Genomic DNA, 26,766 nt, shown 5'->3' with positions numbered 1-26,766 from the left:
AAAAGTAACCAACATTTTAGTTTATTTGAATTTAAAAATTAATATCTTTAACCCGTTAACTATTAAAAATAATTTATAACAAAGATGAAAAAAGTAGTAAATGTCTTATCTGTAACAGGATTTATGTTTTTTGGAGCTATTCAATCAACTTTCGCTCAAGAAGTAGCAAGTGAAGAATCGAGAACTTTCCACCAAGAATTAAAACTTCGTTTTATTGAAGGTAGCCCTGGTTTTATGGGAATTGTATTAGTAGCCTTAATTTTAGGTTTAGCTATTGCTATTGAAAGAATTATTTATTTAAACATGGCAAGCACCAATACTAAGAAATTAGTAGCAAGTGTAGATGATGCCTTAAGTTCTGGTGGTGTAGAAGCTGCAAAAGAAGTTTGTAGAAACTCAAAAGGACCTGTAGCATCTATCTTTTACCAAGGTTTAGATAGAGTAGATAGTGAAGGAGTAGAAGCTGCAGAAAAAGCAGTAGTATCTTATGGTGGTGTTCAAATGGGATTATTAGAGAAAAACATCTCTTGGTTATCTTTATTTATTGCACTAGCACCAATGCTTGGTTTCATGGGTACTGTAATTGGTATGATTGATGCTTTTGATAGAATTGCAGTAGCAAATGATATCTCTCCAGCAGTAGTTGCAGGTGGTATTAAAGTAGCATTATTAACAACAGTATTTGGTTTAATTGTAGCAATTATTCTACAAATATTTTATAATTATATTGTTTCTAAGATAGATAGTATTGTTAACAATATGGAAGATTCTTCTATTCAGTTAATCGATTTATTAGTAAAATATAAAAAATAAAAATAACTATGAAAAGTAATAAAATATTAAATATTTTAATTGCTGTTATAGCAATAATAGGTGCTATCCTTTTCATAAGAATTTTTATGGAAGATGCAGATGCACTTCAAACAGACGGAGCATTACAAAACAAAGTAATTAGTCCAATTATTTATTTTTCTACATTCTTATTCTATGCAGCTGTAATTATTGCAGTAGTGCTTTCTATGTTAAGTTTATTTAGCAATCCAGAAAGTTTGAAAAAGACCTTATTAGGTGTTGGTGTATTGGGTGTTGTATTAGCTGTGTCATATTTTATGGCAGATGATAATGCCGTATTAGATACTGCAGGAAAAATAATACCAAATGGAGGAGAAGCAGGAACTGCAACCAATAAATGGGTAGGAACAGGAATTTATTACAGTATTGCACTACTTTTAGTAGCTGGTGCGTTTTTTGTAATAGATTTAGGAAAAGGACTTATAAAATCATAAACTATGGCAAGAAGAGAGAATCCAGAAATTAATGCAGGTTCTATGGCAGATATTGCCTTCTTGCTATTAATATTTTTCTTAGTAACTACTACTATGAACGTGGATTCAGGAGTTTCAAAAAAACTTTCTGAAAAACCACCAGCAGATTATGTACCACCTGTTATTAAGGAAAAAAACATTTTTGAAGTAAATATCAATAGAAATAATGAACTATTGGTAGAAGGTGAAAGAATGGATGTAAAAAATCTTAAAGAAGCAGCTCTTGCGTTTATAGACAACGGAGGTGGAGAAGGTAAGATAGAGAATGGTGTAAAAACTGGTCCTTGTACATATTGTAAAGGGGAAAAGAGTGAGTCATCATCAGATCATCCTAATAAAGCAATTATTTCTGTACAAAGTGATAGAGGAACGGAATACGGAACCTATATTAAAGTTCAGAATGAGTTGTTAAGAGCTTATACGGAATTACGTAATAGATTGTCAAAAGAAAAGTATAAATTATCTTTTGATGAGTTGGAAGAAGCGTATTCAGATGATAGAGAAAACGAAGCATTAAAGAGAAAAGTGGAATTTATTAAAGCAAGTTACCCACAAATTATTTCTGATGCAGAACCAACAAACTAATTTTTAAATAGAACAATATGTCTAAATTTGGAAAAAAGAAAAAAGGAATGCCAGCAGTGAATACTGCCGCTTTACCAGACATCGTTTTTATGTTGTTATTTTTCTTTATGGTTACAACAACTATGAGAGAAACTGATTTAAGAATTGAAAACCCTAGATTGCCATCGGCTTCTGAAGTAAAAAAACTAGAACATAAGAGTTTAGTAACTACTATTTATGTAGGTAAATCTAAAGATACCGAGAGAGATGGGGCAGGTTTTAATAGAATTCAATTGAATGATAAAATTGCCACAGCAGAAGCAATTCCGGCTTTTATTATCAATGCAAGATCTAAGGTTTCTGAAGCTGAAGTGCCATTTATGACTACTTCTATTAAAGCGGATAAAGAATCTAGTGTTGGTACAATAATTGATATAAGATTAAAATTACGAGATGTAAATGCTCTTAAATTAAGTTATTCTGCTTCTAAAGGAGATTAATGTAATTATGGCATTCTTTTTAAAAAAGACCTAAGAGTTTATAAGCTTTTAGGTCTTTTTTTTTTAATTCTTAGGTTTAGTTTTAAATTTGTTTTATTGATTTTGAATACATTGTTTCTGGGTTATTTTTAAACTCATAAAATGCAGTTTAATCTAAGATAAAATATCATTTACCGTTTTATAAATTAATTCATACTCAAAACCTTTGCGCATTAAAAAATCAACCAATTTTTTCTTTCTTTTGTATGGGTTAGATTCTGAAATAACCTCATTTCTCTTTTCAGTGATTCTGTAAATTGTTTGTAGATACTCATGTTCATCAATTTCTTTGAGAGCCGTATTTATATTATAAATAGATATATCTCTAAATTTTAGCTCTCTTACAATACGTTGTTTTCCCCAGCTTTTAATTCTGAATTTACCTCTTGCAAAACTCTTAGAAAAGCGTTCTTCATTTAAAAAATTGTCTTTCATTAAACTTAAAAGAATAATTTCTTTTGCTTCTGGAATTAAACTAAACTCCCTTAACTTTTGCTCAACTTCTTTATGACATCTATCTTGATAAACACAATATTGTTCTAATTTGCGTTTTATTTCATCAACAGTAAATACCTTTTTTGTCATGAAACAAACATACAAAAAGGTTTTAATTTATCATGATTCTAAGTTGTATTGCTAATGTGTGTCTTTATTATGATTAAAAAAATATATATTTGAAATAGCATTCATATATAATTAATACATTAGTTTAAAAACATGCAAACAAGAGATTATGACGATTATATTTATGTAAGTTCTACCTTGGGATTTAGAAAAGTTACAGATGATGGCACTGAGATAGTCTTAGAGCAAGAAACAGATGGCTATTGCAATATGTATGCAGATAACATTAGTGTTAGTTATTTACATAGTATGAATGACTTTGAGGTAAATGCTATTCATTATTTTGAAGAAAATCATCAAACTATATTTAGCATTTTATTAAATTATTTAATGAAAAGCTTTGTAAAACCAAAGTCGAAATTAGGTTTTAGTCACGTTAATATTTTATTTGAACATAAAGATATTATGTGTTTTACAGAATATGTTTTTATAGATGAAGTAAAAAATAAAATTTCAATCATGATGTACAAAGATTCTATTATAAATAATGTAAAGAATTGATGAAGTACTAATGGTTGAGAAAATTAAAAACAATTTTAGAATAGATGCTTTACATTAAATTTAAGATTTTAGAGAAGGAATATTTTGAGGCTTTTAAAGAAGTATATAAGCACATGTGTGCTGTTAGAGAACCTGGTTATACGGAAAAGGAAGATACTTTTGAAATTGATTGGAACACGGCTACAGAAGAAGAAATTGATGATTTTATGAATGATGATAGGCCAAAAATTGAATTGTATAAAAGCTTATTTCCTGAGTATGCAGATCAATTTTTACGCAAATTTTTTTCTAAGGAAAATGCTAGTAGTGTTTTAGTTGATGAAAATATTGTATCTTATTTTAATTATTTGGAATATGGTTTTGAAGTTGATTTGGATTGTTTAGAGTTGTTAAAAGATGAAGAAGGCATTGTAAAATATTCTACAGGCAATTTTCCTTACGGTGGCATGGATCGTTTTTTAATGTCGTTAAAAGCGTTTAGATTAATACCTATAGAATGTTTTGATGGTTTTAATGTCTTTGAATTTGATTGGATTTCTGAGTTTGATTATGAAGCTGTAATACTGCCCGAACAAACGAATAAGTATTTAGGAAAATAACGGATTATATACATATTATAATGAAAGTGTTTTTAAATGGAAATGAAATTAATTCTGAAATTCTTACGGTAAATGATGGTTTAAATTATGGTCGTTTTTTTGATGATGAAACTACCGTTTATGGTGCGTATGAAGTTGTTTTATCATCCTTTGAACTTCAGCAATTAATTGAGCAGGAATACAACGAGGTTAGAGATGAAATTAAAATAGATGACGAGCTTTACAACGATGTTTCTGATTTTACCAACACTAATTATTGTTCTTTATCAGAATTACTTGCGCATCCAATAGATTTTAAAAATATTATGAATCCGTATTTAACGATGGCGCTTTACACAAAAATATTTAAAGATTCACCACAAAACAAATTCGTAATCAATAGTACAGAGGCTATTATAATTAATGAAAATAATATAATATTTAAAGGCAGGGTTTTTAAACGTCTGAAAGGTTAAATGAACGGAAAAAAAATAAGAGGTACAAAAGGTATTTTTAAAAATATAGAAAGTTGGAAAAAAGATAGCCTTATTCTAGATTTAGAAAATTTAGAACGATTTCAAAGAAATTATGAAAAAGTTTGGGTGCGTCCTTTTAGCGATCTTTCTATTTCTGGGTCCATAATTCCAACTCCCAAAAGAAAGGCTCGAAAATTAATTTTAGAAAGTTTAGTGGCAATTTTTAATAGTTGGGAAAGGCAACTTAAAACTTTAGAGAAGCCTTATTATTTAGCAATTTGGTTGTATGAACCTCACTTAGAAAACTCCCAAGTTGTTTGTGCAATAGACGGTTTTTTAAACTTTTATGATCTTACTTTTTATCGCCCTAAAGAACAAAGGAAAATGCCAACTCAGAATTATGGTACATTAAAAAATGAATTAGATACCTTTGATTGGATATATGCTTTGGATGAAGATTATTTTACAACAGAAGATGTTGCCATGTCTGAGGATGAATACATGACTAAAGAAGATTTTATAGCAAGTAAAAAATGGTACAAAAGAAAGTTAAAAGAAAATGTAAGATCTTACACAGATACATTTGGTGAAACTACGTATTTTAACAAAAAAGGCACAGTTTGGATTGGTACAAGAAATTAGTGTTACAAAAATAAAGCAAGTAAAAAAGGGTTAAAATCAAACTGATTTTAACCCTTTTTTTATTATAAAAGTTCTATAAATTAGATTTGATTTTTTTCGTCTATTCTTTTATCTTCATTAAAAATAGGTTCTGGAATCATATCTAGATTACTTGTAGAGCGTTTTAACCACATTTTAAATAATGTAATTAAGTAGAATAAAACAGGTACAACAATCAATGTTAAAAAAGTAGCTATTAGCAAACCATAAATTACGGTCCAAGCTAAAGGTCCCCAAAACACAACGTTATCTCCTCCCATATAAATATGAGGGTTGTATTCTGTAAACAAACTAAAGAAGTTTATATTTAAACCAATTGCTAACGGAATTAAACCTAAAATAGTTGTAATTGCAGTTAATAAAACGGGTCTTAAACGTGCTCCTCCTGCTTTTACAATTGCTTCAAATAAGTTTTCCTTATCAAGGTATTCATTGTGCTCTAATTCTAATTCACCTTTCTTTCTGTCTATTAATAATTGAGCATAATCTAAAAGTACAACACCATTATTTACAACAATTCCTGCAAGTGATATAATACCCATCATGGTCATCATAATTACAAAAGAGCTTCCAGAAATTACAATTCCGCCAAAAACTCCAATAAAGCTTAAGAAAATAGCCAACATGATAATTCCTGGTTTAGAAACCGAGTTAAATTGAAAAATTAAAATAAAGAAAATTAACGCCAAACCAGTAAAGAAAGCACCTACTAAAAATAACATTTGTTTGTTTTGTTCTTCAATTTGCCCTGTATAATCTATTTTTATTCCATTTGGTAAATTCTTAAAGTTTTTCATTTCATTCTGAATTTTACCAACAACAGCTGCTGCATCTGTTTCTCCTGGTGCTAAAGCAGAATAAACAGTTACCACTCTTTTTACATCTTTGTGTTTTATAGCGCTAAAACCAGAGTTGTTTTTTTGTGTGGCTACTGTAGAAACCGGAATTTCTTTTATTTTACCAGAAGCCATGTCTCTAAAAATTATATTCTGATTAAATAGAGCGCTGGTATTATATCTATCTTCTTTATTAAAACGAACATAAATATCATAATCGTCACCATCTTCTTTATAAACGCCTGCTTTATTCCCAAAAATAGAAGCTCTTAATTGTTGCCCAACTTGTCCGGTAGAAACGCCCAATTCTCCTGCTTTTTTTCTATCGACTAAAACTTCCATTCCTGGTTTGTCTCTGTTCACATCTATTTTTAATTCATCAATACCAGAGATGCTTTTTGTATTGATAAAATCTCGCATTCTTTGCGCTATGTGAATCAATTCGGCATAATCATCTCCTTCAATTTCAATATTAATAGGCGATCCTACAGGTGGTCCGTTGGCATCTTTTTCTACAGAAATTAAAACCCCCGGATAAATACCCACTAATGCCGTTTGTACTTTTTGGCGCATTAACTCACTGTCTAAACCTCTTCTATATTTATACTCTCTCATAGAGGCCGTTACTTTTCCTTTATGAGGCATTTCTGCTGCAGAACCGCCGTCTGTTTGTGGGTTTCCTGCGCCTTCACCAACTTGAGAAACTAAACTTTCTACCATAAAGTTATAGTCACCATCCATATAGTCATCACCATATAAAACGGATTCTACTTTTGCTTCAATTAGTTTTGTAATGTCATTAGTTTTTTGAATATCTGTTCCTTCTGGGTATTCTATATAGACAATTATTTGATTTGGTTTGTTATCTGGAAAAAATTCTACTTTGGTTCTTTGAGTACCTAAAGACCATCCGAAAGCAATAAAAGAAGCAAATAATAAAATGATAGTTCCAAGGACTAAAAAGTAAGGCCTTTTGCCAGTTAAAGATTTTCTTAAACTATTTTCGTACCATTTTTCTAAGATAGGTAATACGTTGTTTTGAAAACTATTTGCCCAACCTCTTAAGAATAAACGATACACCCAAAGCATAATTGCCGTGAAAATCATTAAAGAACCCAGCGCACTATACGTACCTCCGATTATTAAAATAATGATACCTAAAACCGTCATTATTGCTGTAAGAATAGCAATTTTTTTAATAGGCATATCAACGTCTTCTACACTCATAAATTGAGAAACCAACACCGAGTTAAAGAAAATTGCAACTAATAAAGAAGATCCTAAAACGGTAGATAAAGTTATAGGTAATAATACCATAAAATCTCCCATAACTCCAGGCCAAAGACCTAGTGGAATAAATGCGGCAACGGTTGTAGCTGTAGATATAATAATAGGATATGCAATTTCGCTAATCCCTTTTTTGGCAGCTTCAATTCTACTCATTCCTTCTTCATCCATTAAACGATACACGTTTTCAACAACAACAATTCCGTTATCCACCAGCATTCCAAGTCCCATAATTAATCCGAAAAGTATCATGGTATTCATGGTATAGCCCAATAGGTTTAAAATCATTAAAGACATAAACATAGACATTGGTATTGCAAAACCAACAAAAACGGCATTTTTAAAGCCTAAGAAAAACATTAAAACGGTTACTACTAAGATAACTCCAAAAATAATGTTGTTTACCAAATCATCTACTTGACCAATGGTTTTTGGAGATTGATCATTGGTAATGGTTACTTTTAAATCTTTTGGGAAATGATTTTCTTTGGCATTTTTTACAATTGCCTGTATTTGTTCTGATGCCGCAACCATGTTTTTACCGGCCCTTTTTTTAACATCTAACATTACAACTGCTTTTCCGTTTTCTCGGGCAAAAGTTGTTTTGTCTTTGTCTTTAAAGGCAACAGTAGCTACGTCTTTTAGATATATTGGGTTGTTAAATTCAGACTTAATAACAAAGTCTTCTAATGCGCTAGGTTTTTCAATTTCACCAATTATTCTAACTGTTCTTCTTTGTCCGCTTGTAATAAAATTACCGGCAGACATGGTTACGTTTCCGTTGCTAATAGCAGAGGTTATATCATTAAAACTTACTTTGGCAGCCATCATTTTATAGACATCTACAGCAACTTCTACTTCTTTTTCTTGAGCTCCACGGATATCTACTTTTTTAATCTCCGTTAAATCTTCTATTTCATCTTGTAAATACTCTCCAAATTCTTTTAATTTATAAACAGGATAATCACCAGAAATATTAATGTTTAAGATGGCAATTTCTTCTGACAAACTTAAATCAAATACATTGGGTTCTACTTTAGCTCCGTTAAAAGTTGGCCAATCTTCACTAGAAGTTTGCGTGTCTATTTCATCTTTAACCTTTTGTTTTGCAAGTTCTACAGAAATGTTTTCATCAAACTCAACAATTACCATTGAGTAGTCTTCCTGAGAGGTAGAGGTTACTTCTACCACATTACTTGTTGTTTTTACTTTATCTTCTAAAGGGTCTGTAATTAGTTTTTCTATATCTTCTGCTGTATTACCAGGGTATATGGTACTAATGTAAATTTTAGTTTCTTTAACCTCAGGGAAATTTTCTCTGGCCATGCTTAAGTAAGCAGAAATACCATAGAAAAATAGCACAGCCATTAGTACGTAAATGGTTGTTTTATTGTGAATTGCCCAAGAAGATAATTTAAACTCTTTATCTACCTGTTTTTTTTGTTTTGTCATCGCTAATTTTTTTATTTATTGATAACTTTTACTGATTGTCCGTTATTTACACTACGTGCACCTTCTTCAATAATTTCTGTTCCTATAGGAAAATCACTTAAAATTTCAATAAAATTGCCTTGTGTTTTACCTGTTTTAATAACGTGTCTTTCTGCAGTAGCTTCGTTGTTAATTGTTTTGTTTTTTATAATATATACAAATTGTTCTCCGTTGGCATTTTCAGAAATAATACTCTGCGGAATTAAAATAGAACTTTCATTTGTATAATCATTAATTTGAAGTTTTGCAGTTAAATTTGGTTTTATATTTCCACTTTTATTTGCTACCGGAACTTCTATTTTAAATGATCTATTATTAGGGTTGATAAAACTACCAACCTGTCTTATTGTACTGTTTATAGTAGTATTAAGAACAGGAAATTCTACTTTTACTTCTTTATTTTTTTGAACGCTGGTAATGTATCTTTCTGGCACTTCTGCTTCTACATACATGTTGTTAAGATTTACGATTCTAAAAATTTCTGAACCCATTCCTGGGGCAACTACAGAACCAGATTCTTTGATAACATCATCTATAACACCAGAAAAAGGAGCTTTAATAGAAGATTTTGCTAATTGACTCTTAAGTTGCTTTAGCGAGTTGTTTTGTGCAACATAATTAGCTTTTGCTTGTAAAAACTGAATTTCTGAACCAATTTTTTGATCCCACAAACGGTTTTGACGCTCAAAAGTAGTTTTAGCCAATTGTGTTGTTGCTTCTAATTGTGCTACTTGGTTGCTTAAACCTCCATCATCTATGGTTGCTAATAATTGTCCTTTAGAAACTTTTTGTCCTTCTTTTACAAAAATAGTTTTTAATATACCTGCTGTTTCTGGATAAATTAAAATATTTTGTTTCGTTTTTACGTTTCCTTGAATTTCTAAGAAATGTTTAAAAACTTCTTCTTTGGCTTTAATAGTGGTAATTAAAGGTAGTTTTTTAACAGAGTCTTTTTCTGAAATAGCAGCGTTTAAAGCTTCTAAATCTATATTTATAGCTTCTAATTTTGCTGTAATTTCTTTCTTTTTAGCCGTTAACTCCTTTAAATCTCCTGCAGAAATTATGGCTGCAACTGATGTTGGTTTTTGCTCTCCACAAGAGCTTAAAACAAGTGCGATTACTAATAGTGAATATATTTTTTTCATGCCTGGTTATTGTTTAATTGGTAAGTTTAATGCGTTTTCTAAGGTTGCTTTTTTGGCAATTACTTCTAACATAGATTGTATATATGTTTGTTGTTGGGTGTATAATTGGTTTTGAGCTTGTAGTAAATCGAAACTAGAAGAAATTCCTTCAAAGAATTTAATACGTTGTTTTTTTTCTATTCTTTCTGCCAAACCAACGTTTTTCTTTGCGGTACCATAGTTTTCTATGCTTAATTGGTATTCGCTTTTTGCATTTTCTGCCAATAAAGTTAAACGTTGTTTTGTTTCTTCTAATCTAATATCTGCTGTTTCTAAAGCAATTTTTGCTTGTGCTGTTTTAGAACTTCTTTGTAAACTACTAAAAATTGGGATGTTTAAACTTACACCCAATAAAGAAGAGTTAAACCAATTTTGTTCTGTTTTAAAAAATGTAAAATCACTTGAGTATGCTTGTGCTCCATAATTTACATACGCAGATAAACTTGGTAAGGCTTTGCTTTTTTCTAACTTTACAAGTAATCTTTTAGATTCTCTGTCGTTTTGTGCAATTTTAAAATCTATATGATTGTCTACATTAAAATCATTTGCAATGATACTTAGATTGGTGTTTTGCTCGGCTAAAGAATCTAAAGAATCTGTTAGTAAAAGTGGCGTTTCAATAGTGTTTCCTAAAGATAGGTTTAACATTTTGTAGGCAATGTCTTTCATTCTAGTAACACTATTTAACTGGCTTTTTAAGTTCCCTAAGGTTATTTCTAATTGTTCTACATCTTCTTCTTCATTAAAACCATTTTCATAGATTTTTTTAGCATCATGCAAGTTTTTTTCTAAAATTTTAATGTTTCCTTGTAAAATAACCATGCTATTTTCTGCAACTAAAACATTCCCATAGGCATTAATAATAGCTTCTCTAGTTAAGAGTTCTGTTTTTTCATTTGCTTGTTTAGATATTTTTAAATATGTTTTTGATGCTTGTAATCCTACCAAATAAGAGCCGTCAAAAATCAATTGTTTTAAGGTTACGGTAGCACTCATATTTTGTTTTGGACTAAAAGTAACGGGTTCAAAAGTTCCTGCGGTTCCACCAACTAATTCTGCCGGAAGCAAAGAAACTTGTTGTTTTAACCAATTTGTATAATCTACAGTTCCACTAATTTGAGGCAAACCAGTTGCCGTTGTTTCCCAAACTTTTTGGTTGGCGGCTTTAATATCGTTTTTAGATGCTTTAGTATTGTAACTATTTTCAATACCAAAGCTTATGGCTTCTTTTAAAGATAGTTTCATAGTTTTTTCTTGTGCGTTTGTGACTAAGAAAAAACAGGTGCTTAAGCAAACCAGTAGTAATTTTTTCATGTTATTTTTCTCTAATTTAATTGGTTTTCTAATTGTAGTATTCCTTTTTCTGTGCAAATTCCTCTTAAATGATACTCTAAAAAATAATTTAATAAGGTGTTCATAGAATAATTTGTTAATGGAAATAAATCTTTATCTTTAATACCAACAATGCCGTTAAAATATATTCTAGATATAAATTCTAAGTCTATTGCAGGTCTGTACAATTCCATTTCAATGCCGTTTTTTAGATTGTTTATGACACAATCTTGCATTATATGAAACTGTTTTTGCTTTAAAGATGCATAAATCTTAGGATAATATTTTTGAAGTTGATAAAAAGGTGAAGATTTTTCGTCTTTTAAATTTTCTAGTACCAATCTTTTTATAGAAAAAAGCTCTTCAATAGGATTCATATTTAACTCACAGATACTATCTATACCGCCACAAATTGTATCAAACATATGATTTGTTACAGCATCCACTAGTTCGGTTTTGTTCTTGTAATATTTGTATATTGTTTTTTTAGAAACGCCTAATGAATTGGCTATTTCATCCATGGTAACACTTTTAAAACCTAAGTTTAAGAAGAGTTCTTTCGATTTTTCTAATATTTTTTCTCTCATAATTCGGGGGCAAATGTACAACAGGAAACTTTAAAAACAAAATAAGTTTCCAAAGTTTAATTATTTTTTTACATTTGAATTAAATTGAGAAAATTGTTTACGCTATTTTTACAAAAAATTAAAGATTTGGATATTTTACACTATCAAAAAGATTTTATCACGTATTTAGAATCTAAAAAATGGGTTAGAGAGCCTAGAAATTTATACGAACCCATAGATTATATTATTAAATTGGGAGGTAAAAGAATGCGACCCATTCTAACCTTAATGGCGGCAGATATTTTTTCTAATGAATACCAAAAAGCAATGCCAGCGGCTTTGGCAATTGAGGTTTTTCATAATTTTACGTTGATACATGATGATATTATGGATGCTGCTCCGTTACGAAGAGGCCAGGAAACTGTTCATGAAAAATGGGATACAAATACTGGAATTTTATCTGGAGACGCCATGTTAATTTTAGCGTATCAATATTTTGAGAATTATGAACCTGTTGTATTTCAAAAATTAGCGCAACTTTTTAGTAAAACAGCTTTAGAGGTTTGTGACGGACAACAATTAGACGTAGATTTTGAAACTAGAAATGATGTAACTATTGATGAATATATTAACATGATTCGTTTAAAAACTTCAGTTTTAGTAGCTGCAGCATTAAAAATGGGCGCTATAGTGGCAGAAACTACGGAAGAAAATGCCCATTTAATTTATGATTTTGGGTTGAATTTAGGACTAGCGTTTCAATTACAAGATGATTATTTAGACACTTTTGGAGATCCGGAAACTTTTGGAAAACAAATAGGTGGAGACATTATTGAAAACAAGAAAACATTTTTGTATTTAAAAGCTTTAGAGATTTCTAATGCCTCAGACACACAAAAATTACAAGCGCTGTACAATCAAAAGCTAAAAGAGAATACAAGTAAAATAACCGAAGTAACCCGTATTTTTGAAGTAAATCAGATTCCTGCTTTAATAAAAGAACAGATTCAGATGTATACAGAAAAAGCTTTTGAAACCTTGTCAGAAATGAATATTTCTAAAGAAAACAAACAAGGTTTAAAGAATTTCGGACTTTGGTTAATGAATAGATCTGTGTAATTATTCTTTTACAATGATTTGATGATGGTTTTGGTTGTTGTTAAAGATTTGTATAAAGTAAATGCCAGAATTTAAGATAGATACATTTAGTTTTTCATCAATATGTAACTCTTTTTTTAAGATGGTTTTACCATCTAATGTGCTTATAATAATGGTGCTTTTTTGGTTGATGTTTTGAACGTAAAGATTTTCATTCATAGGATTTGGAAATACTTTTATTGCTTTTTTATCAACCAAAGAATACTCTTCTGCACTTAAAGTTTCGTCTTCTTTTAAAACATATCTTTTATTTGCTTCGATATTTGTAACAGTTTGCTTTTTTGTGGCAGACCATACTACTTCTACCTCCGAAACTGTACTGCTATTGGCCAAGCCAAAATGCAATATTAAAGAGTGCTGACTAGCATGACTTCCTTGCCCATGAACTTCTTGAATCAATTTTTCGCCATTCACAGTTACTATAACTTTTGCGCCTATTGCATCTTTATTGATGGTTTTTCCCTCTAGTTGGAATTGTACCCAATTTTTTCCGTCCGTACCATTTGGATTTAATTGATTTTGAAAAAAAGTTGTTTTCGGATTTGTACTTATAGAATTTTTTAAAACTACTACTACAAGGTCTAAATCGCCATCTTTATCATAATCTGAATAAGCCATTCCTCTTCCTCTATTTTTGTCATGAACGCTAATTTTGGTTTCAGAAAAAGTACCATCTCCGTTGTTTGTAAATAGAAAATTAGGGTCGCTGTCTCCGGTTGAAATAAAAGGGGCTGCAGGAATTTTACCATTGGCTACAAATAAATCTTGCCAAGTATCGTTATTGATGTCTAAAAAGGCAGTTCCCCAACTGGTGCTAAAAAGCCCAGAACCTTCTTGAGAATACGTGTTTTCTACACCGGCATTTGTGCTAATGTCTGTAAATATATTCTCGCCATCATTTTGCAATAAAACGTTTCTACCTAGATTGCAGATATAGTAATCAAAATCTAAATCTTTGTCTATATCGGCAGAAGAAATTCCCATTGCACATTTGGCAACATTTGCTTTTGTTGCTTCCGAAACATCTGTAAAACTTGTACCTGCATTGTTATTTTTATACAATATGTTAGGCACAATAAATTCGCCAAAATCGTTAGCAAGGTAAATATCTTGATTAAAATCTTGATTATAATCTGTTGGCATTACAGCTAAACCACAGCCATTATTGTTTATTCCGAGCGCTACAGCTTTTTCTGTGAAAGTATTATTACCATTGTTTTCGTAAAAATAATTATCAAAACATTCATGGTCAAAACCATTGATTTCTCCATTGTCATCATATAATACTTTTGCTTGTTTTTGATAATTTATAACGTAAATATCTAAAAAACCGTCATTATTATAATCAAATAGGCTGGCTCCCATAGAAAAACTTTCTTCGGTTAAGCCCCAAGAAACACCAGATTCTGTAAATGTTCCGTCTCCATTATTTATAAAAAGTAAGTTTCTTCCAAATCTATTTCCACCTTGATTTTCTCCCCAAGTGGTCACCAAAAGATCTCTATAACCATCGTTATTTACATCTCCACTAACCGCTGCCGTAGTATTATAATTAAGTGTACTTGCAAAACCAATGCTGGTTGTTTTTGTAAAAGTACCATCACCATTATTTTTATAAAGCGAATCTTCATCAAAAGCACCAGTGATGTATAAGTCTTCCCAACTGTCATTATTATAATCAAAAAAAACTGCGCCACCTCCCATGTTTGCAAGGTCATTTGCAACATGGTTTATACCTATTTCTGAAGCTTTGTCTATTAATTGAGCACTTATGTGTGTTGAAAAAATTAGGAGTAGTAAAGTAAGCAGGGATTTCATTAAAACAGGGTTTATTGATTAGAAATGTTGATTTTTAACAAGGAACAAATCTAATTACAATTTTTTGTAAATTTATTTTAAAAATAAATAAAAAAAGTACTACATTTGCAGCCAATTAATTTGGTCCCATAGCTCAGCTGGTTAGAGCATCTGACTCATAATCAGAGGGTCCTTGGTTCGAGCCCAAGTGGGACCACCTTTTAAACCTCATAATCAATAGATTATGAGGTTTTTATTTTTTTGTAAGTGCCATAATTTAAATGAACTGATAACCTATTCATATAAATGAATTCCAAAAGTTATAGAATTTATAACGTAATCATGCATATTTATAGGTCTAAAAAAGGAAGGTTCCTACGTTTCTAACACTTCTAAATGGTACTTTTCATGTTTTAATCTTCAAATTAAGAGCATTCTGCCAAAGCATTTGTATCAATTATTCTGAAATTTTTTTAAATCTTTAAATAAGTGTCTAGATTTTAGTTTTAATATGGTGGTTGCGCACAAAACTCCGGAAAGCATGGCTGCTGCAATACCAACCATGGTTGTGTCTTGTCCCACTAGTTTTAATCCTTTTATTTTGGTTTTGGGTCTTAGAAATGGAAGCGTTCATCTTTTTGGAGTATGTTCTAAACCATAGATATCTTCGTGTTTATAGTTAGAAAAATGCTTTGTTGAAAGTGGATGAAAAGAAGTGTGAAGAGGTAACTTCTTAAAATAGCGTTTTGTTGCGTTAAAACGATTAATTTAAGAAAGCTGCTGTAAGGTTAAGTATTCCCACTTCACAAAATAAAAAGAGCTTTCACTATCCCTATGATTTATAATTTCATTTCAAATATTTGCCAGTAATTCTGTTTACTGGCGTATTTTTGATATCCAATATTCGCCAATTTTTACTATATTTGGCATAAGTTAAATATGTTATGCCAAGAATCATTGAAAATAGACTTATAGAGGAATTTAAAGACAGAGATATTTTTTCGAGAGAAGAGCTATTTGACTTTTTTAGGTATTTCGAACCAAACCTGAAAGAAGGTACTTTTGGATGGAGGATATATGACCTCAAGAAAAAGGATATCATTAAATCAATTCAAAGAGGACATTACACAATTTCGTACAAGCCGAAATATAAACCTGAAATTTCTGGAGAAATTTTAAAACTCGCTAAAGTAATTTCAGAGAGTTTTGAAGATGTAAAACATTGTATATGGGATACTGATTGGGTAAATCAATTTGCGCAACATCAATCAGGTAAAAAAATGATAATAATTGAAATTGAAAAAGACTTTGTTGAATCTCTATACTACGAATTGAGAGACAACTTTAAACTTGACTTTTATCTAAATCCAGACGAAAAAGCAATTGACTTTTATATTTCAGAGAGTCAAAATCCTGTTGTCATAAAAAAACTAGTAACTAGGTCACCAATTTCAAAAAGAGCAGAAAAGAAAATCAAATTCTATACTCCTCTGCTTGAAAAAATATTAGTAGACCTTTTTACAGAAAACAAACTATTCTATTTCTACCAAGGAGCAGAATTGATGCACGTATTTGAAAATGCCTTAAAGAATTATACGCTGAATTACACCAAACTATTTAGCTATGCAAAGCGTAGAGATAGAGAACAAGATATTAAGCAATTTATGACTAACTATATGTTCCATTTAGTTAAAGACATAATAGAATGATAAAAGAACATTGCTTTACGGAAGAGTGGTTAGACAGTTTCAAAAAGCAGGCCGCCCATAGGAGAATAGATAAAGCTATTTTGGAAAAAATGATTTATGCGCTGCATTTACTGGAACGCCTAAAAACCAATGGTCTAGATTTTGTTTTTAAAGGCGGAACGAGTCTAGTGCTTTTGTTGGAGGAAGGAAATAGATTCTCCATTGATATTGATATCATCTGTAAAACAGATAGAGAAACTTTAGAAAATATTTTGAATAAGGTTATTGATTCATCAAACTTCAAATCATTTGAATTAGATGAACACCGTAGTTATAAAGAAGGTGTTCCAAAAGCGCACTATTCTTTTACTTTTGATTCTGCTACGAAAGGAAAATATTCTGGAACCATTCTCTTAGATATCTTAATTGAAGATTCTCTTTATCCTCAATTAACTGAAAAACCAGTTCAAACCAAATGGATTGAAACAGTAAACGAAACAAATATTGTAGTACCTACTATTGATGCTATAACAGGAGATAAGCTTACTGCTTTTGCTCCAAATACCGTTGGTATTCCCTATTTTAAAGGAAGAGATCAACAGCCGTTTTCAATGGAAATTTGCAAACAATTATTTGATTTAAGTAAGCTCTTCGAAAGAATAGAAAATATGGAAGTTGTTTCTAAAAGCTTTGAAGCCTTTGCCGCACAAGAAATTGAATATCGTAAGACTGAAACATCAGACTTGACTTTAGAAAATGTACTGCAAGACACCATAGATACTTGTTCTATTCTCGCTAAAAAAGGAAAAGGCTCAACAGATGAAAAACAAAAGTTCACCGAACTCCAAAAAGGAATAAGAGCTTTTGGTACAGGTTTTTTAATGAACGGAAATTTCAGACTTGATGATGCTGTTCCTGCTACTGCAAGAATTGCTTATTTATCAGCTAAAATATTGAACAAAGATGTATCTCCTATCGAATATTTTCAAGAACAAGACATAAAGGAATGGAATATTGAAAATCAAGATTGGAACTTCTTGAACCGGCTAAAAAGACAGCCAGACAAATCAAGTTTTTACTATTGGCACAAAGCCCTAGAAGTAATGAATTTGATTGATTAATATTACAGGTACTAGCAATTATTAATAATTTAGCGATTAATAAAAAAGGGAAAAATTTAGCCAATAAAATACTAGATAAGTTAAATAAAATAGGGCTTTCTAACTTATATTTTGATGAAAGAAGTTATTTAAAACAATATGCTGAAAATGAGATTAATTCTCACTGAGAAAGCTGGTTAAAAAGTGAAAAGGATTAATGTGATATTTATGAAAAATTAAAGCGAGTTATAACTAAAGTATTGTTACCAAATTAAACTAAGTGTAAACTAAGCGAATCATTTTATATATTTATAGCTTTATGTTTTTGTGTAAAACTATAAAAATACAAAACATAAGTTTACTGAAATTATAATAAAAATATGAAAGAAGAGTTCAAACAGTATTTAATTAAGAATAATAAAAAAGGAAGCCAAAAAGCTTCTTCATATCTTAGAGCTATTGACTTGCTTGATAATATTCTAAAAAAAGAAACTAAAATTATAGAGCAAAAAAGTATTTATGATGTTAATTCAGTAAAAATCATTGCAACACTTTATAAATTTGTTTTAAAAGAACAGAAAAAAGAAAAAGGTGTTTTTGAAAATGAAGAGCCTATTAGTTATTGGCGTAATGGGTTCTACCCGATGGCGCGGATTTGTAATCCGTTACCGCAATCATTTGAAGATTTAACAGGAGAAGAGTCTTATTTCTTGACCAATACCAGTTTAATTAGTGAATTAAAATGGTTTTTTGAAGTTTTTAGTCATTATAAAAAACAATTGGATCAATTTTTAGTAATTCAAAATAAAATCGAAACAGATGTATTATTAGGAAATATCTCAAAAGTTGACTTGTGCATTGAAGAAATGGAAGACAAGATTAGCAACTCATTATAACCCGATGGCGCGGATTTGTAATCCGTGCACACAACAGTAGGGATAAATAAAAGTAAAAACCACAGTTTAAAAGCTGTGGTTTCTTTGTGAGTATTGTTTGTGTGGATTTAATTAAATAAAACATTAAATTGTAAAAAAAAAGTTATGTCAACAAAATATAAAGCAACAATGCCAGATACTGGTTACTTTGTAACCATTACAACGGTAGGTTGGGTAGATGTTTTTACAAGGTTAAAGCAACGCTATGTAATTATAAATGCACTAGATTATTGCCAAAAACAAAAAGGGCTAGAAATTTACGCATATTGCATTATGCCAAGCCATATACATATGTTATGCAAGGCAAAAGATGGGTATGTATTATCTAACATTATGCGAGATTTTAAAAAGCATACTTCAAAACAAATAATAGAAACTATTATAAATTTTCCTGAAAGCAGAAGAGAATGGCTATTAGAATATTTTAATAAAGCCTGCCAACATTTAAAAAGAAAACAAACCTATAAAGTTTGGCAAGATGGCTACCACGCAGAAATATGCAGTTCTAACAAATTTATATTACAAAAGTTAAATTACATACATAACAACCCTGTAATAGACAAAATTGTTGCAAACTCAGAAGATTACGTTTTTAGTTCTGCAAGAAATTATGCAGATTTAGAGTTTGAATTAAAAGTTGTTGTTTTAAATGCTTTTTAGTGTATATATGAACACAGATTTTTATTATTAAAGTAGTCACGGATTACAAATCCGCGCCATCGGAAGACGAGTCTTATTTCTTGACCAATACCAGTTTAATTAGTGAATTAAAATGGTTTTTTGAAGTTTTTAGTCATTATAAAAAACAATTGGATCAATTTTTAGTAATTCAAAATAAAATCGAAACAGATGTATTATTAGGAAATATCTCAAAAGTTGACTTGTGCATTGAAGAAATGGAAGACAAGATTAGCAACTCATTATAACCCGATGGCGCGGATTTGTAATCCGTGCACACAACAGTAGGGATAAATAAAAGTAAAAACCACAGTTTAAAAGCTGTGGTTTCTTTGTGAGTATTGTTTGTGTGGATTTAATTAAATAAAACATTAAATTGTAAAAAAAAAGTTATGTCAACAAAATATAAAGCAACAATGCCAGATACTGGTTACTTTGTAACCATTACAACGGTAGGTTGGGTAGATGTTTTTACAAGGTTAAAGCAACGCTATGTAATTATAAATGCACTAGATTATTGCCAAAAACAAAAAGGGCTAGAAATTTACGCATATTGCATTATGCCAAGCCATATACATATGTTATGCAAGGCAAAAGATGGGTATGTATTATCTAACATTATGCGAGATTTTAAAAAGCATACTTCAAAACAAATAATAGAAACTATTATAAATTTTCCTGAAAGCAGAAGAGAATGGCTATTAGAATATTTTAATAAAGCCTGCCAACATTTAAAAAGAAAACAAACCTATAAAGTTTGGCAAGATGGCTACCACGCAGAAATATGCAGTTCTAACAAATTTATATTACAAAAGTTAAATTACATACATAACAACCCTGTAATAGACAAAATTGTTGCAAACTCAGAAGATTACGTTTTTAGTTCTGCAAGAAATTATGCAGATTTAGAGTTTGAATTAAAAGTTGTTGTTTTAAATGCTTTTTAGTGTATATATGAACACAGATTTTTATTATTAAAGTATTCACGGATTACAAATCCGCGCCATCGGAGAGGTTTTTAGTTTTTTGTAAGTGACATATTTTAAATGAACTGATAACCTATTCATATAAATGAATTCCAAAAGTTATAGAATTTATAACGTAATCATGCGTATTTATAGGTCTAAAAAAGGAAGGTTTCTACGTTTCTAACACTTCTAAATGATGCTTTTTATGTTTTAATCTTCAAATTAAGAGCATTCTGCCGAAGCATTTGTATCAATTATTCTGAAAGTTTTTTAAATCTTTAAATAAGTGTCTAGATTTTAGTTTTAATATGGTGGTTGCGCACAAAACTCCAGAAAACATGGCTGCTGCAATGCCAACCATGGTTATGTCTTGTCCTACTAGTTTTAATCCTTTTATTTTTGTTTTGGGTCTAAGAAATGAAAGCGTTAATCTTTTTGGAGTATGTTCTAAACCATAGATATCTTCGTGTTTATAGTTAGAAAAATGCTTTGTTGAAAGTGGTGTGGAAACTTCAGTAACTATTACATGACCTTTTAGTTGAGGAAATAGTTGATACAATCTTTGTAGCATACTAGTTTCAAAATTGTCTTTTAGTGTTTTATATGCTAATTCTCGTTTCATCCAAGGCTGATTTTCATATTCTGAAAACCAATGATAATGACCAAAAGAAATTGCTTGAATAGTTGCTTTGTGTTTAGAATCCCATTTTGGATCTTTTGCTGATGGAAATGATAGGTAAGCAAATTTATTTGGGGCTTCTGAAAGTGTTGTTTTTTCAATCAGTTCATTGGTGTTCTCATTTGCATAATACCAAATGTTATGCTTGGGTAAATTTAATTCTGAACTAGATTTATCAAGTCCTACGTACAAACAAAGATGTCCTATTGCAGGTTTTACATCTTTTAGGTTAAATTTACATTGTAGTTTATCCTTTTTAGAAAGCAAGTAATTAAAGGTGTTATTTACGCCCACATTACTAATTACACTGGTACAATTTATAATGGTATCATTCACTTTAATACCAGTTACTTTGTTATTATTGGTGATAATTTTTTGTACATCAGCATTAATAAAAACGTTACTTCCAAGCTTGGTTAATTGGTCTATAATATTGTGGCTAATTTGATCAGCGCCACCAATAGGGTAATATCCGCCTTCCATAAAATGAGAAATAACCATGGCATGTAGTGCAAAACTGCTGTATTTGGGTGAAAGTCCATAATTACCGCATTGACCGCAGAGTACAGCAATTAGTAATTTGTTTTCTGTAAGTTCACTTAAAACATTCCACGTGGTTTTTTGAGAGTATTTTGTATAGCGTTTTCTAATTATTCTGCCAAGGGTATCACTTAACCAAGGTTCAAATGTTTTTTCAAAAAAGAATAATGTACCTCGTTTATTTGCTTTTTCTATGAGTGTAATGTATTTGTTAATTGCTTGTTCTTCTTTTGGGAAATATTCAATAAGTTGCTTTCTGAAATTTTCTTTACCCGCTTTAATTTCGAATTTTTTATCTCCAATATAAACGACGTCATAAACGTCTCCTATAAATTCCCATGCTAGTTTATTGTCGGTAATAAAATTGAATAACCCAAGAAGTGAATCTTTTTTATTCATATTACCAACATAATGTACACCAACATCCCATTGAAAACCTTTCTTTCTTTTAAAACTGTGTGTAAAACCACCAGGCACATAATGACGCTCTAATACAGCTACTTTTTTACCTGCTTTTGCTAGCCAAGAAGCGGCTGTTAAACCACCAATACCAGATCCAATTATGATATGATCATACATAGAAAAATCTGTGGATGTAGTAAAAGTTTTGTATTTTTTATTAGTCATAGAAAGTTGTTTTACTACCTTGATTTTAAAATGATAATGGTGTGCTATTTTCTTTGGTCTATAACTATCATGGGCTTTCTACTCATCTTTGGAAATTGTAATTTTTGAATTTCTTTTTTACTATGAAATTCAATTTTTGGACTGACTCTTAATTTTGCTCTAAAATGATCTTTTATATTTTGTAAAAGTGCTTCACTTGGGGTTGATGTTGCAATTTTAATACGTATTTCATCTGTACCAATATTGTTATGATAAATTTCAATAACGTAGCTTTCTACCGTGTTAAAATCGTCTAAAACATTATTTAACGCTGGTGGATATAAAGTTGTGCCTTTGTATTTTATCATTTGTTTTTTTCTGCCAACTACAGGACCTAAGCGCATTGTAGATCTTCCACAATTGCATTTTTCTGTATGTTGTTTTACCATGTCTCCGGTTTTAAAACGCAATAAAGGCATGGCTTCTACGCCCAAAGTGGTAATTACTAATTCTCCTACTTCGCCTTTTTTAACAGGATTATTTTTATGATCTAAAATTTCGGCAATAATTAATTCTGGATGATGATGTCCACCTTGTTGCTCACTACATTCTGTAAAGGCAGTGCTCATTTCTGTAGAGGCATAGGTAGAAAACAATTCTATGTCCCACTTGGCTTTTATTTTTTGTGATAACGTATTTAAAGAAAAATCTTGTTCACGCAAAGGTTCTCCAATACAAATTGCTCCTTTAACTCCAGAGGCATTAATATCTATAGAATGTTGCTCTGCATATTCTATCAATTTTAATAGAAAAGAAGGAACAACAATTAAATAACTAGGTTTAAACTTTACAATAGAATCCCATTGCAATTCAGGAACACCAGCACCTACACGTATAATACCTGCGCCTAGTTTTCTAACACCTAAAAAATAGGCTATTCCGGCCATAAAACGTCTGTCTATGGTTGTCATTAGTTGCAAAACATCATCTTTGTTTACGCCAGCGCAGGCAAAAGAAATAGCTTCATTATAAGCTAAACGCTCTAAATCTTTATCGGTTAAAGCAAATGTTACAGGGTTTCCTAAGGTGCCAGAAGTTGTTACATAATCTATAATTTTGTTTTTAGGAACACACAAAAAATCATCATTATAAATTTGTAGTTCATCTTTTGTGGTAACTGGTATTGTGGTTAAATCTTCTAAAGATGTAATGGTATTTATATTAATTTTATGCTTAGAAAAAACACGTTGATAATAGGCAGAATTTTTGCTTAAATAGGTTAGTAGTGCTGTTAATTTTTCTTCTTGAAAAATTTTAATATCCTCTAATAATGCGGATTCTATTTTAGGAATCATAGATGTAATCTCCTTTTTAATTTTTTAATATACAATTCTATTTCCCGTTTGTTGGGTATTGTTGTAATTTCTTTGGTATTGGCTTTTTCAAAAGCACTTAAAGCGGCTGCATCATACCCTTTTTGATAATAATATTTTCCTATTAGAAAATAAACTTCCCAATAATCTGGATTGCTTTTTTGAAATTCAGAAATTGTTATGGGCAACATATTTTCACCCTTTTTAATGGCGTTTTTGAAAGTGCTGCTTATAACTCGATATTTTTCATAATTTTGATACGCTTCTGTGTAAAGAAAAGGATCTTCTTTTATGGTTAATGCTGCATTTGATAGCTTTACTTTAGAAGAATCTTTGTTAAAAATGGCGTTTAAATCATAGGCTACAAATGCGCCTAATTGATACGGGTTTGATGAAACCCAAACCAAACGTTGGCTGGGCTTAAATACAACGGCATGATGTGCTAATAGTTGGTTTATTGCTTTTTCGTTACCCAATCCTATATTTTTATCGGCCAAACCTTTTTTGTTTCTAAGAATATCTACTGCATTTTGTGGAGTTAATTTTTGCGAATTTTCTAAAAGTTCTTGCATTTTAAAATAGCGATATTCTGAGTGGCTTTCTTTTCTATGTTTTATGTTGTTTTTATCGTCTTTATAAGCATCACTTTGAAAATGATTAGAACATATTAATTGGGTAGAGTTTTCTACCTTATAAACGCCAAAATTTTTAGGAGATACTTCTATGGAAACCGCTCTATTGTCTTTTGCGCTTCCTATTAAAATAGCTTCAGAAACAAAAACTTGTCTTTTTTTTGCAATCTCTACGGCTTCTTTTATAGTAGTTGCATATTGTAAAATTTCTCTTGTTAAAATTGAAATAGGAGTTTTAGCAACTTTTGGTATTTTAGATTTTCCGGCGTTAATGGTAACGGTAAGTCCGTGTTCATTCATACCAGAAACTACCCCAATCATGCCGCCCCAAGTAACAGACATAAATTTGTGTCCTTCAGAAGGGTTTACAAATGAGATGATCTTTTCTTTCGCAAAATCATTGCCTGCATAAAAATCAAAATTTCTACCAATTAATAAACTACCATCTTCTGTTTTGTTGCCCCAAGCGGCAAATGAAGAACAACCTACCAATGCTAAATCTTTTAAGGCATGACCAATATCATGAGCACCATGTAAGTATAATATTCTTAAATAATTGTTTGCAATATGAGTATATTCATTAGAAGCATATTTAGAGAGTCCAAAGATTTCTGATTTGTACTCTTCTGTAATATGAGTGTACATTTTTCTGTTATACCACGCCAGAAATTTTCGCAACAAAGCTTGTTTAAATTTAGAAGGTACAAATTCATTTATTTTAGATAGAAAAAATGTCTCCTGATTTTGAAATAATTCTTTTGTTAAACTTCCTGTTTTTAAACCTCTTTCTAAAGGATCTCCGGAAACATATAATTCCCACAAGCCATGTTTATTTTTAGATAAAAAATTATCATCAAGAGTGTATAACGTATCAGAAACTTTAATTCGTTTTGCAATATTTCCATTATAACTAGATATATCTGGTCTGTTACTTAGAGACTTAGAGATACCACAAGACCCAAATAGTAGAAATATTGAAATTATAAATAAATAAATATGTAGTTTTTTTTGATACAATAACATTCTAGCTGTTTCTCTGGTTTTTATGAGTTTCTTTTAGTGCTAATTTTTTTCATCCAAAGAGCGTTCATAAGACTTTTCTTTTTTATTAGCAGCAACAATTTTTTGCAATAAATAATCTTTTCCAATAATTTCAGAACAGGTAGTTACTGCACTTATAGTAACGCCTAAAATACCGTGCATATTTAAACTTTGCCCCGTTAATAGTAAATTTTTTATTTTGGTTTTTGGTGATACAAAAGAGGTTAATGGGTTGTTTATGTCTTTTACATATCCGTAAGCAGAACCTCTATGATTGCCAATATAATCTCTGTATGATAGCGGTGTAGAGGTGTGTATGCTTTGTATACATTCTCTAATATTAGGAAACTTTTTCTCTATTTCTTTCAAGAGTATTTCTGCTTTATCGGCCTTAAATTCTTCATAGTTTAAACCTCGATAATTTTTATTAGCAACGGTATTGTGCGTGTTTTCCCAAGGGATTACTTCATCATAATTCATATACGTCATAATGGTCATGCTTTCGCCCCATTGATCCATATTTTTCTTAATACCCATAGAAATCATATAGGTTTCTGGCCAACTTTCTTGACTGTAATTTTGGGCTGTCCATACTGTATTTTTGTCTTTAAAATGATAAAAATTTTTATTTTGATATAAAAAAGACTCGGGTTTTAAGACAATATATAAACTAAAGGTAGAAATGATACTTTTAATATTTTGTATTCTACTTACGTACGGTTTTCTAAACTTACCATCGCCAACTAATTTTAAGGTTTGTTTTGGGTCTATGTTAGATATAAAAGTTGCTGCTTTTATTTTTGTTCCGTTTTTAGTAATGGCGGCTGTTATTTTTTTTTCATCATCAAAATCAAAACGAATAACTTCATTGTGTTTATAGGTTTCTCCGCCAAATTGTTTTAACTTTTTAATTAAAACTTTAGAAATTTGACTGCCACCATTTACACAACGATAGGCACTTTCTATATAAGAATTAACAGAGAGCGCATGTACGTAAAAAGGTGTAATATTTGCGTCTCCGGCATAGAGTAAATTAGTTCCAGACAATACCGCTCTTAGCTTTTTATTGGTGGTAATATGGTCTATATATTCTTTGGCGCTTAATTCAAATAATTCTGTTTTCTCATAATAAGGAGCGCCCTTTTTTAAATAATACAACGGAAATTGATTACAAGTATCAACTAATTTTTTACAATATGTTTTAATAGCAAGTTCTTCTTCAGGAAATTGAGCTACCAAGGTTTTTATAAAGTTTTCGTAGCCTTGCGCATGTTTGTAGTTGGTTGTGTCTCCATCAAAAGTAATAACGTCAAAACCGTCTTCGTCTAATTTTTTTAAACTTAAATCATCAATAATATCTAGATATTTGAAATATTGATATAGATTTTGTCCTTCAGAAAGACCTCCGATATAATGCACACCAGTATCAAAAATGGTTTTTTCTCTTACAAAAGTTTGTAAATTTCCTCCATATTGATTGTTTTTTTCTAGTACACAAACACTATAGCCTTCACGAGCAAGAATATTAGCAGAAACCAAGCCTCCTAAACCACTACCAATAATAACAACATCGTACGTTTCTTTCAT

The 26,766-nt window shown here is 30.5% G+C and carries 25 protein-coding genes and 1 tRNA gene; 15 read left to right on the top strand and 11 right to left on the bottom strand.

What is annotated here, in order from left to right; genetic code table 11:
- Nucleotides 1-84: 84 nt before the first annotated feature.
- The 4 genes from ACSHW5_RS06370 to ACSHW5_RS06355 are packed head-to-tail and all read left to right on the top strand — an operon-like array spanning nt 85 to nt 2,389.
- Complete coding sequence (locus tag ACSHW5_RS06370; RefSeq protein WP_435675279.1) at nt 85-813, top strand: MotA/TolQ/ExbB proton channel family protein; 729 nt, start codon at nt 85-87, stop codon at nt 811-813.
- 8 nt (nt 814-821) lie between these two features.
- On the top strand, nt 822-1,286 hold the full coding sequence (locus ACSHW5_RS06365) for a hypothetical protein (protein ID WP_435675278.1): 465 nt from the start codon (nt 822-824) through the stop codon (nt 1,284-1,286).
- A gap of 3 nt (nt 1,287-1,289) precedes the next feature.
- The gene (locus ACSHW5_RS06360) at nt 1,290-1,910 is read left to right on the top strand and encodes an ExbD/TolR family protein (protein WP_435675277.1); all 621 of its coding nucleotides are present in this window, start codon (nt 1,290-1,292) and stop codon (nt 1,908-1,910) included.
- 17 nt (nt 1,911-1,927) lie between these two features.
- The gene (locus ACSHW5_RS06355) at nt 1,928-2,389 is read left to right on the top strand and encodes an ExbD/TolR family protein (protein ID WP_435675276.1); all 462 of its coding nucleotides are present in this window, start codon (nt 1,928-1,930) and stop codon (nt 2,387-2,389) included.
- A gap of 153 nt (nt 2,390-2,542) precedes the next feature.
- On the opposite strand, the gene ACSHW5_RS06350 is transcribed toward ACSHW5_RS06355, so the two are convergent.
- Nucleotides 2,543-3,013 (bottom strand): regulatory protein RecX, encoded by a 471-nt coding sequence (locus tag ACSHW5_RS06350; RefSeq protein ID WP_435675275.1) that lies wholly within the window; start codon nt 3,011-3,013, stop codon nt 2,543-2,545.
- A 132-nt stretch (nt 3,014-3,145) separates the two neighbouring features.
- Here ACSHW5_RS06350 and ACSHW5_RS06345 point away from each other — a divergent pair, with 132 nt between their 5' ends.
- The 4 genes from ACSHW5_RS06345 to ACSHW5_RS06330 are packed head-to-tail and all read left to right on the top strand — an operon-like array spanning nt 3,146 to nt 5,249.
- Nucleotides 3,146-3,553 (top strand): hypothetical protein, encoded by a 408-nt coding sequence (locus tag ACSHW5_RS06345; RefSeq protein ID WP_435675274.1) that lies wholly within the window; start codon nt 3,146-3,148, stop codon nt 3,551-3,553.
- A gap of 44 nt (nt 3,554-3,597) precedes the next feature.
- Entirely contained in the window at nt 3,598-4,152 is a 555-nt protein-coding gene (locus ACSHW5_RS06340; RefSeq protein ID WP_435675273.1) for a hypothetical protein, read from the top strand.
- Nucleotides 4,153-4,172: 20 nt separating this feature from the next.
- Nucleotides 4,173-4,607: a hypothetical protein gene (locus ACSHW5_RS06335; RefSeq protein WP_435675272.1), complete on the top strand. Its 435-nt coding sequence runs from the start codon at nt 4,173-4,175 to the stop codon at nt 4,605-4,607.
- Nucleotides 4,608-5,249, top strand: coding sequence for a hypothetical protein (locus ACSHW5_RS06330; protein WP_435675271.1), 642 nt, complete (start codon nt 4,608-4,610; stop codon nt 5,247-5,249).
- Nucleotides 5,250-5,329: 80 nt separating this feature from the next.
- Here the strand turns inward: ACSHW5_RS06330 and ACSHW5_RS06325 are convergent, their stop codons facing one another.
- From ACSHW5_RS06325 to ACSHW5_RS06310, 4 genes are read right to left on the bottom strand one after another with little or no spacing between them, the layout of a single operon-like run.
- On the bottom strand, nt 5,330-8,863 hold the full coding sequence (locus ACSHW5_RS06325) for an efflux RND transporter permease subunit (protein ID WP_435675270.1): 3,534 nt from the start codon (nt 8,861-8,863) through the stop codon (nt 5,330-5,332).
- A gap of 11 nt (nt 8,864-8,874) precedes the next feature.
- Nucleotides 8,875-10,047 (bottom strand): efflux RND transporter periplasmic adaptor subunit, encoded by a 1,173-nt coding sequence (locus ACSHW5_RS06320; protein WP_435675269.1) that lies wholly within the window; start codon nt 10,045-10,047, stop codon nt 8,875-8,877.
- A gap of 6 nt (nt 10,048-10,053) precedes the next feature.
- A complete protein-coding gene (locus tag ACSHW5_RS06315) occupies nt 10,054-11,400 on the bottom strand; it encodes a TolC family protein (protein ID WP_435675268.1) in 1,347 nt (448 codons plus the stop codon).
- A gap of 11 nt (nt 11,401-11,411) precedes the next feature.
- Nucleotides 11,412-12,005 carry a TetR/AcrR family transcriptional regulator gene (locus ACSHW5_RS06310; RefSeq protein ID WP_435675267.1) on the bottom strand — a complete coding sequence of 198 codons (594 nt, stop codon included), beginning with the start codon at nt 12,003-12,005 and terminating at the stop codon, nt 11,412-11,414.
- A 126-nt stretch (nt 12,006-12,131) separates the two neighbouring features.
- Here ACSHW5_RS06310 and ACSHW5_RS06305 point away from each other — a divergent pair, with 126 nt between their 5' ends.
- A complete protein-coding gene (locus ACSHW5_RS06305) occupies nt 12,132-13,103 on the top strand; it encodes a polyprenyl synthetase family protein (protein WP_435675266.1) in 972 nt (323 codons plus the stop codon).
- On the opposite strand, the gene ACSHW5_RS06300 is transcribed toward ACSHW5_RS06305, so the two are convergent.
- Nucleotides 13,104-14,960, bottom strand: coding sequence for an FG-GAP-like repeat-containing protein (locus tag ACSHW5_RS06300; RefSeq protein WP_435675265.1), 1,857 nt, complete (start codon nt 14,958-14,960; stop codon nt 13,104-13,106).
- Between the two features lie 122 nt (nt 14,961-15,082).
- Between ACSHW5_RS06300 and ACSHW5_RS06295 the strand changes: the two genes are divergently transcribed.
- A tRNA-Ile gene (locus ACSHW5_RS06295) sits at nt 15,083-15,156 on the top strand.
- Between the two features lie 236 nt (nt 15,157-15,392).
- Here the strand turns inward: ACSHW5_RS06295 and ACSHW5_RS06290 are convergent.
- A complete protein-coding gene (locus ACSHW5_RS06290; RefSeq protein WP_435675264.1) occupies nt 15,393-15,521 on the bottom strand; it encodes a hypothetical protein in 129 nt (42 codons plus the stop codon).
- A 362-nt stretch (nt 15,522-15,883) separates the two neighbouring features.
- Between ACSHW5_RS06290 and ACSHW5_RS06285 the strand changes: the two genes are divergently transcribed.
- The 5 genes from ACSHW5_RS06285 (at nt 15,884) to ACSHW5_RS06265 (ending at nt 20,287) form a co-directional block, all read left to right on the top strand.
- Entirely contained in the window at nt 15,884-16,648 is a 765-nt protein-coding gene (locus ACSHW5_RS06285; RefSeq protein ID WP_435675263.1) for a DUF6577 family protein, read from the top strand.
- Nucleotides 16,645-17,748: a nucleotidyl transferase AbiEii/AbiGii toxin family protein gene (locus tag ACSHW5_RS06280; protein ID WP_435675262.1), complete on the top strand. Its 1,104-nt coding sequence runs from the start codon at nt 16,645-16,647 to the stop codon at nt 17,746-17,748. The genes ACSHW5_RS06285 and ACSHW5_RS06280 overlap by 4 nt, the downstream gene beginning before the upstream one ends.
- A 359-nt stretch (nt 17,749-18,107) precedes the next feature.
- Nucleotides 18,108-18,623 carry a hypothetical protein gene (locus ACSHW5_RS06275; RefSeq protein WP_435675261.1) on the top strand — a complete coding sequence of 172 codons (516 nt, stop codon included), beginning with the start codon at nt 18,108-18,110 and terminating at the stop codon, nt 18,621-18,623.
- Nucleotides 18,624-18,767: 144 nt separating this feature from the next.
- Nucleotides 18,768-19,322 carry an REP-associated tyrosine transposase gene (locus ACSHW5_RS06270; RefSeq protein ID WP_435675260.1) on the top strand — a complete coding sequence of 185 codons (555 nt, stop codon included), beginning with the start codon at nt 18,768-18,770 and terminating at the stop codon, nt 19,320-19,322.
- A gap of 410 nt (nt 19,323-19,732) precedes the next feature.
- The gene (locus ACSHW5_RS06265; RefSeq protein ID WP_435675260.1) at nt 19,733-20,287 is read left to right on the top strand and encodes an REP-associated tyrosine transposase; all 555 of its coding nucleotides are present in this window, start codon (nt 19,733-19,735) and stop codon (nt 20,285-20,287) included.
- A 271-nt stretch (nt 20,288-20,558) separates the two neighbouring features.
- Here the strand turns inward: ACSHW5_RS06265 and ACSHW5_RS06260 are convergent, their stop codons facing one another.
- From ACSHW5_RS06260 to ACSHW5_RS06245, 4 genes are read right to left on the bottom strand one after another with little or no spacing between them, the layout of a single operon-like run.
- Complete coding sequence (locus ACSHW5_RS06260; RefSeq protein WP_435675259.1) at nt 20,559-22,154, bottom strand: phytoene desaturase family protein; 1,596 nt, start codon at nt 22,152-22,154, stop codon at nt 20,559-20,561.
- A 44-nt stretch (nt 22,155-22,198) separates the two neighbouring features.
- Nucleotides 22,199-23,488, bottom strand: coding sequence for a phenylacetate--CoA ligase family protein (locus tag ACSHW5_RS06255; protein ID WP_435675258.1), 1,290 nt, complete (start codon nt 23,486-23,488; stop codon nt 22,199-22,201).
- Complete coding sequence (locus ACSHW5_RS06250) at nt 23,485-25,161, bottom strand: C45 family autoproteolytic acyltransferase/hydolase (protein ID WP_435675257.1); 1,677 nt, start codon at nt 25,159-25,161, stop codon at nt 23,485-23,487. The genes ACSHW5_RS06255 and ACSHW5_RS06250 overlap by 4 nt, the downstream gene beginning before the upstream one ends.
- Nucleotides 25,162-25,200: 39 nt before the next feature.
- Nucleotides 25,201-26,766: a phytoene desaturase family protein gene (locus ACSHW5_RS06245; RefSeq protein ID WP_435675256.1), complete on the bottom strand. Its 1,566-nt coding sequence runs from the start codon at nt 26,764-26,766 to the stop codon at nt 25,201-25,203.

The sequence above is a fragment of the Polaribacter sp. genome, assembly GCF_051251875.1.
Lineage (GTDB): Bacteria > Bacteroidota > Bacteroidia > Flavobacteriales > Flavobacteriaceae > Polaribacter.
Note: the sequence above shows the minus strand (reverse complement) of the source record. Positions and strands in the feature narration are given on the sequence as shown.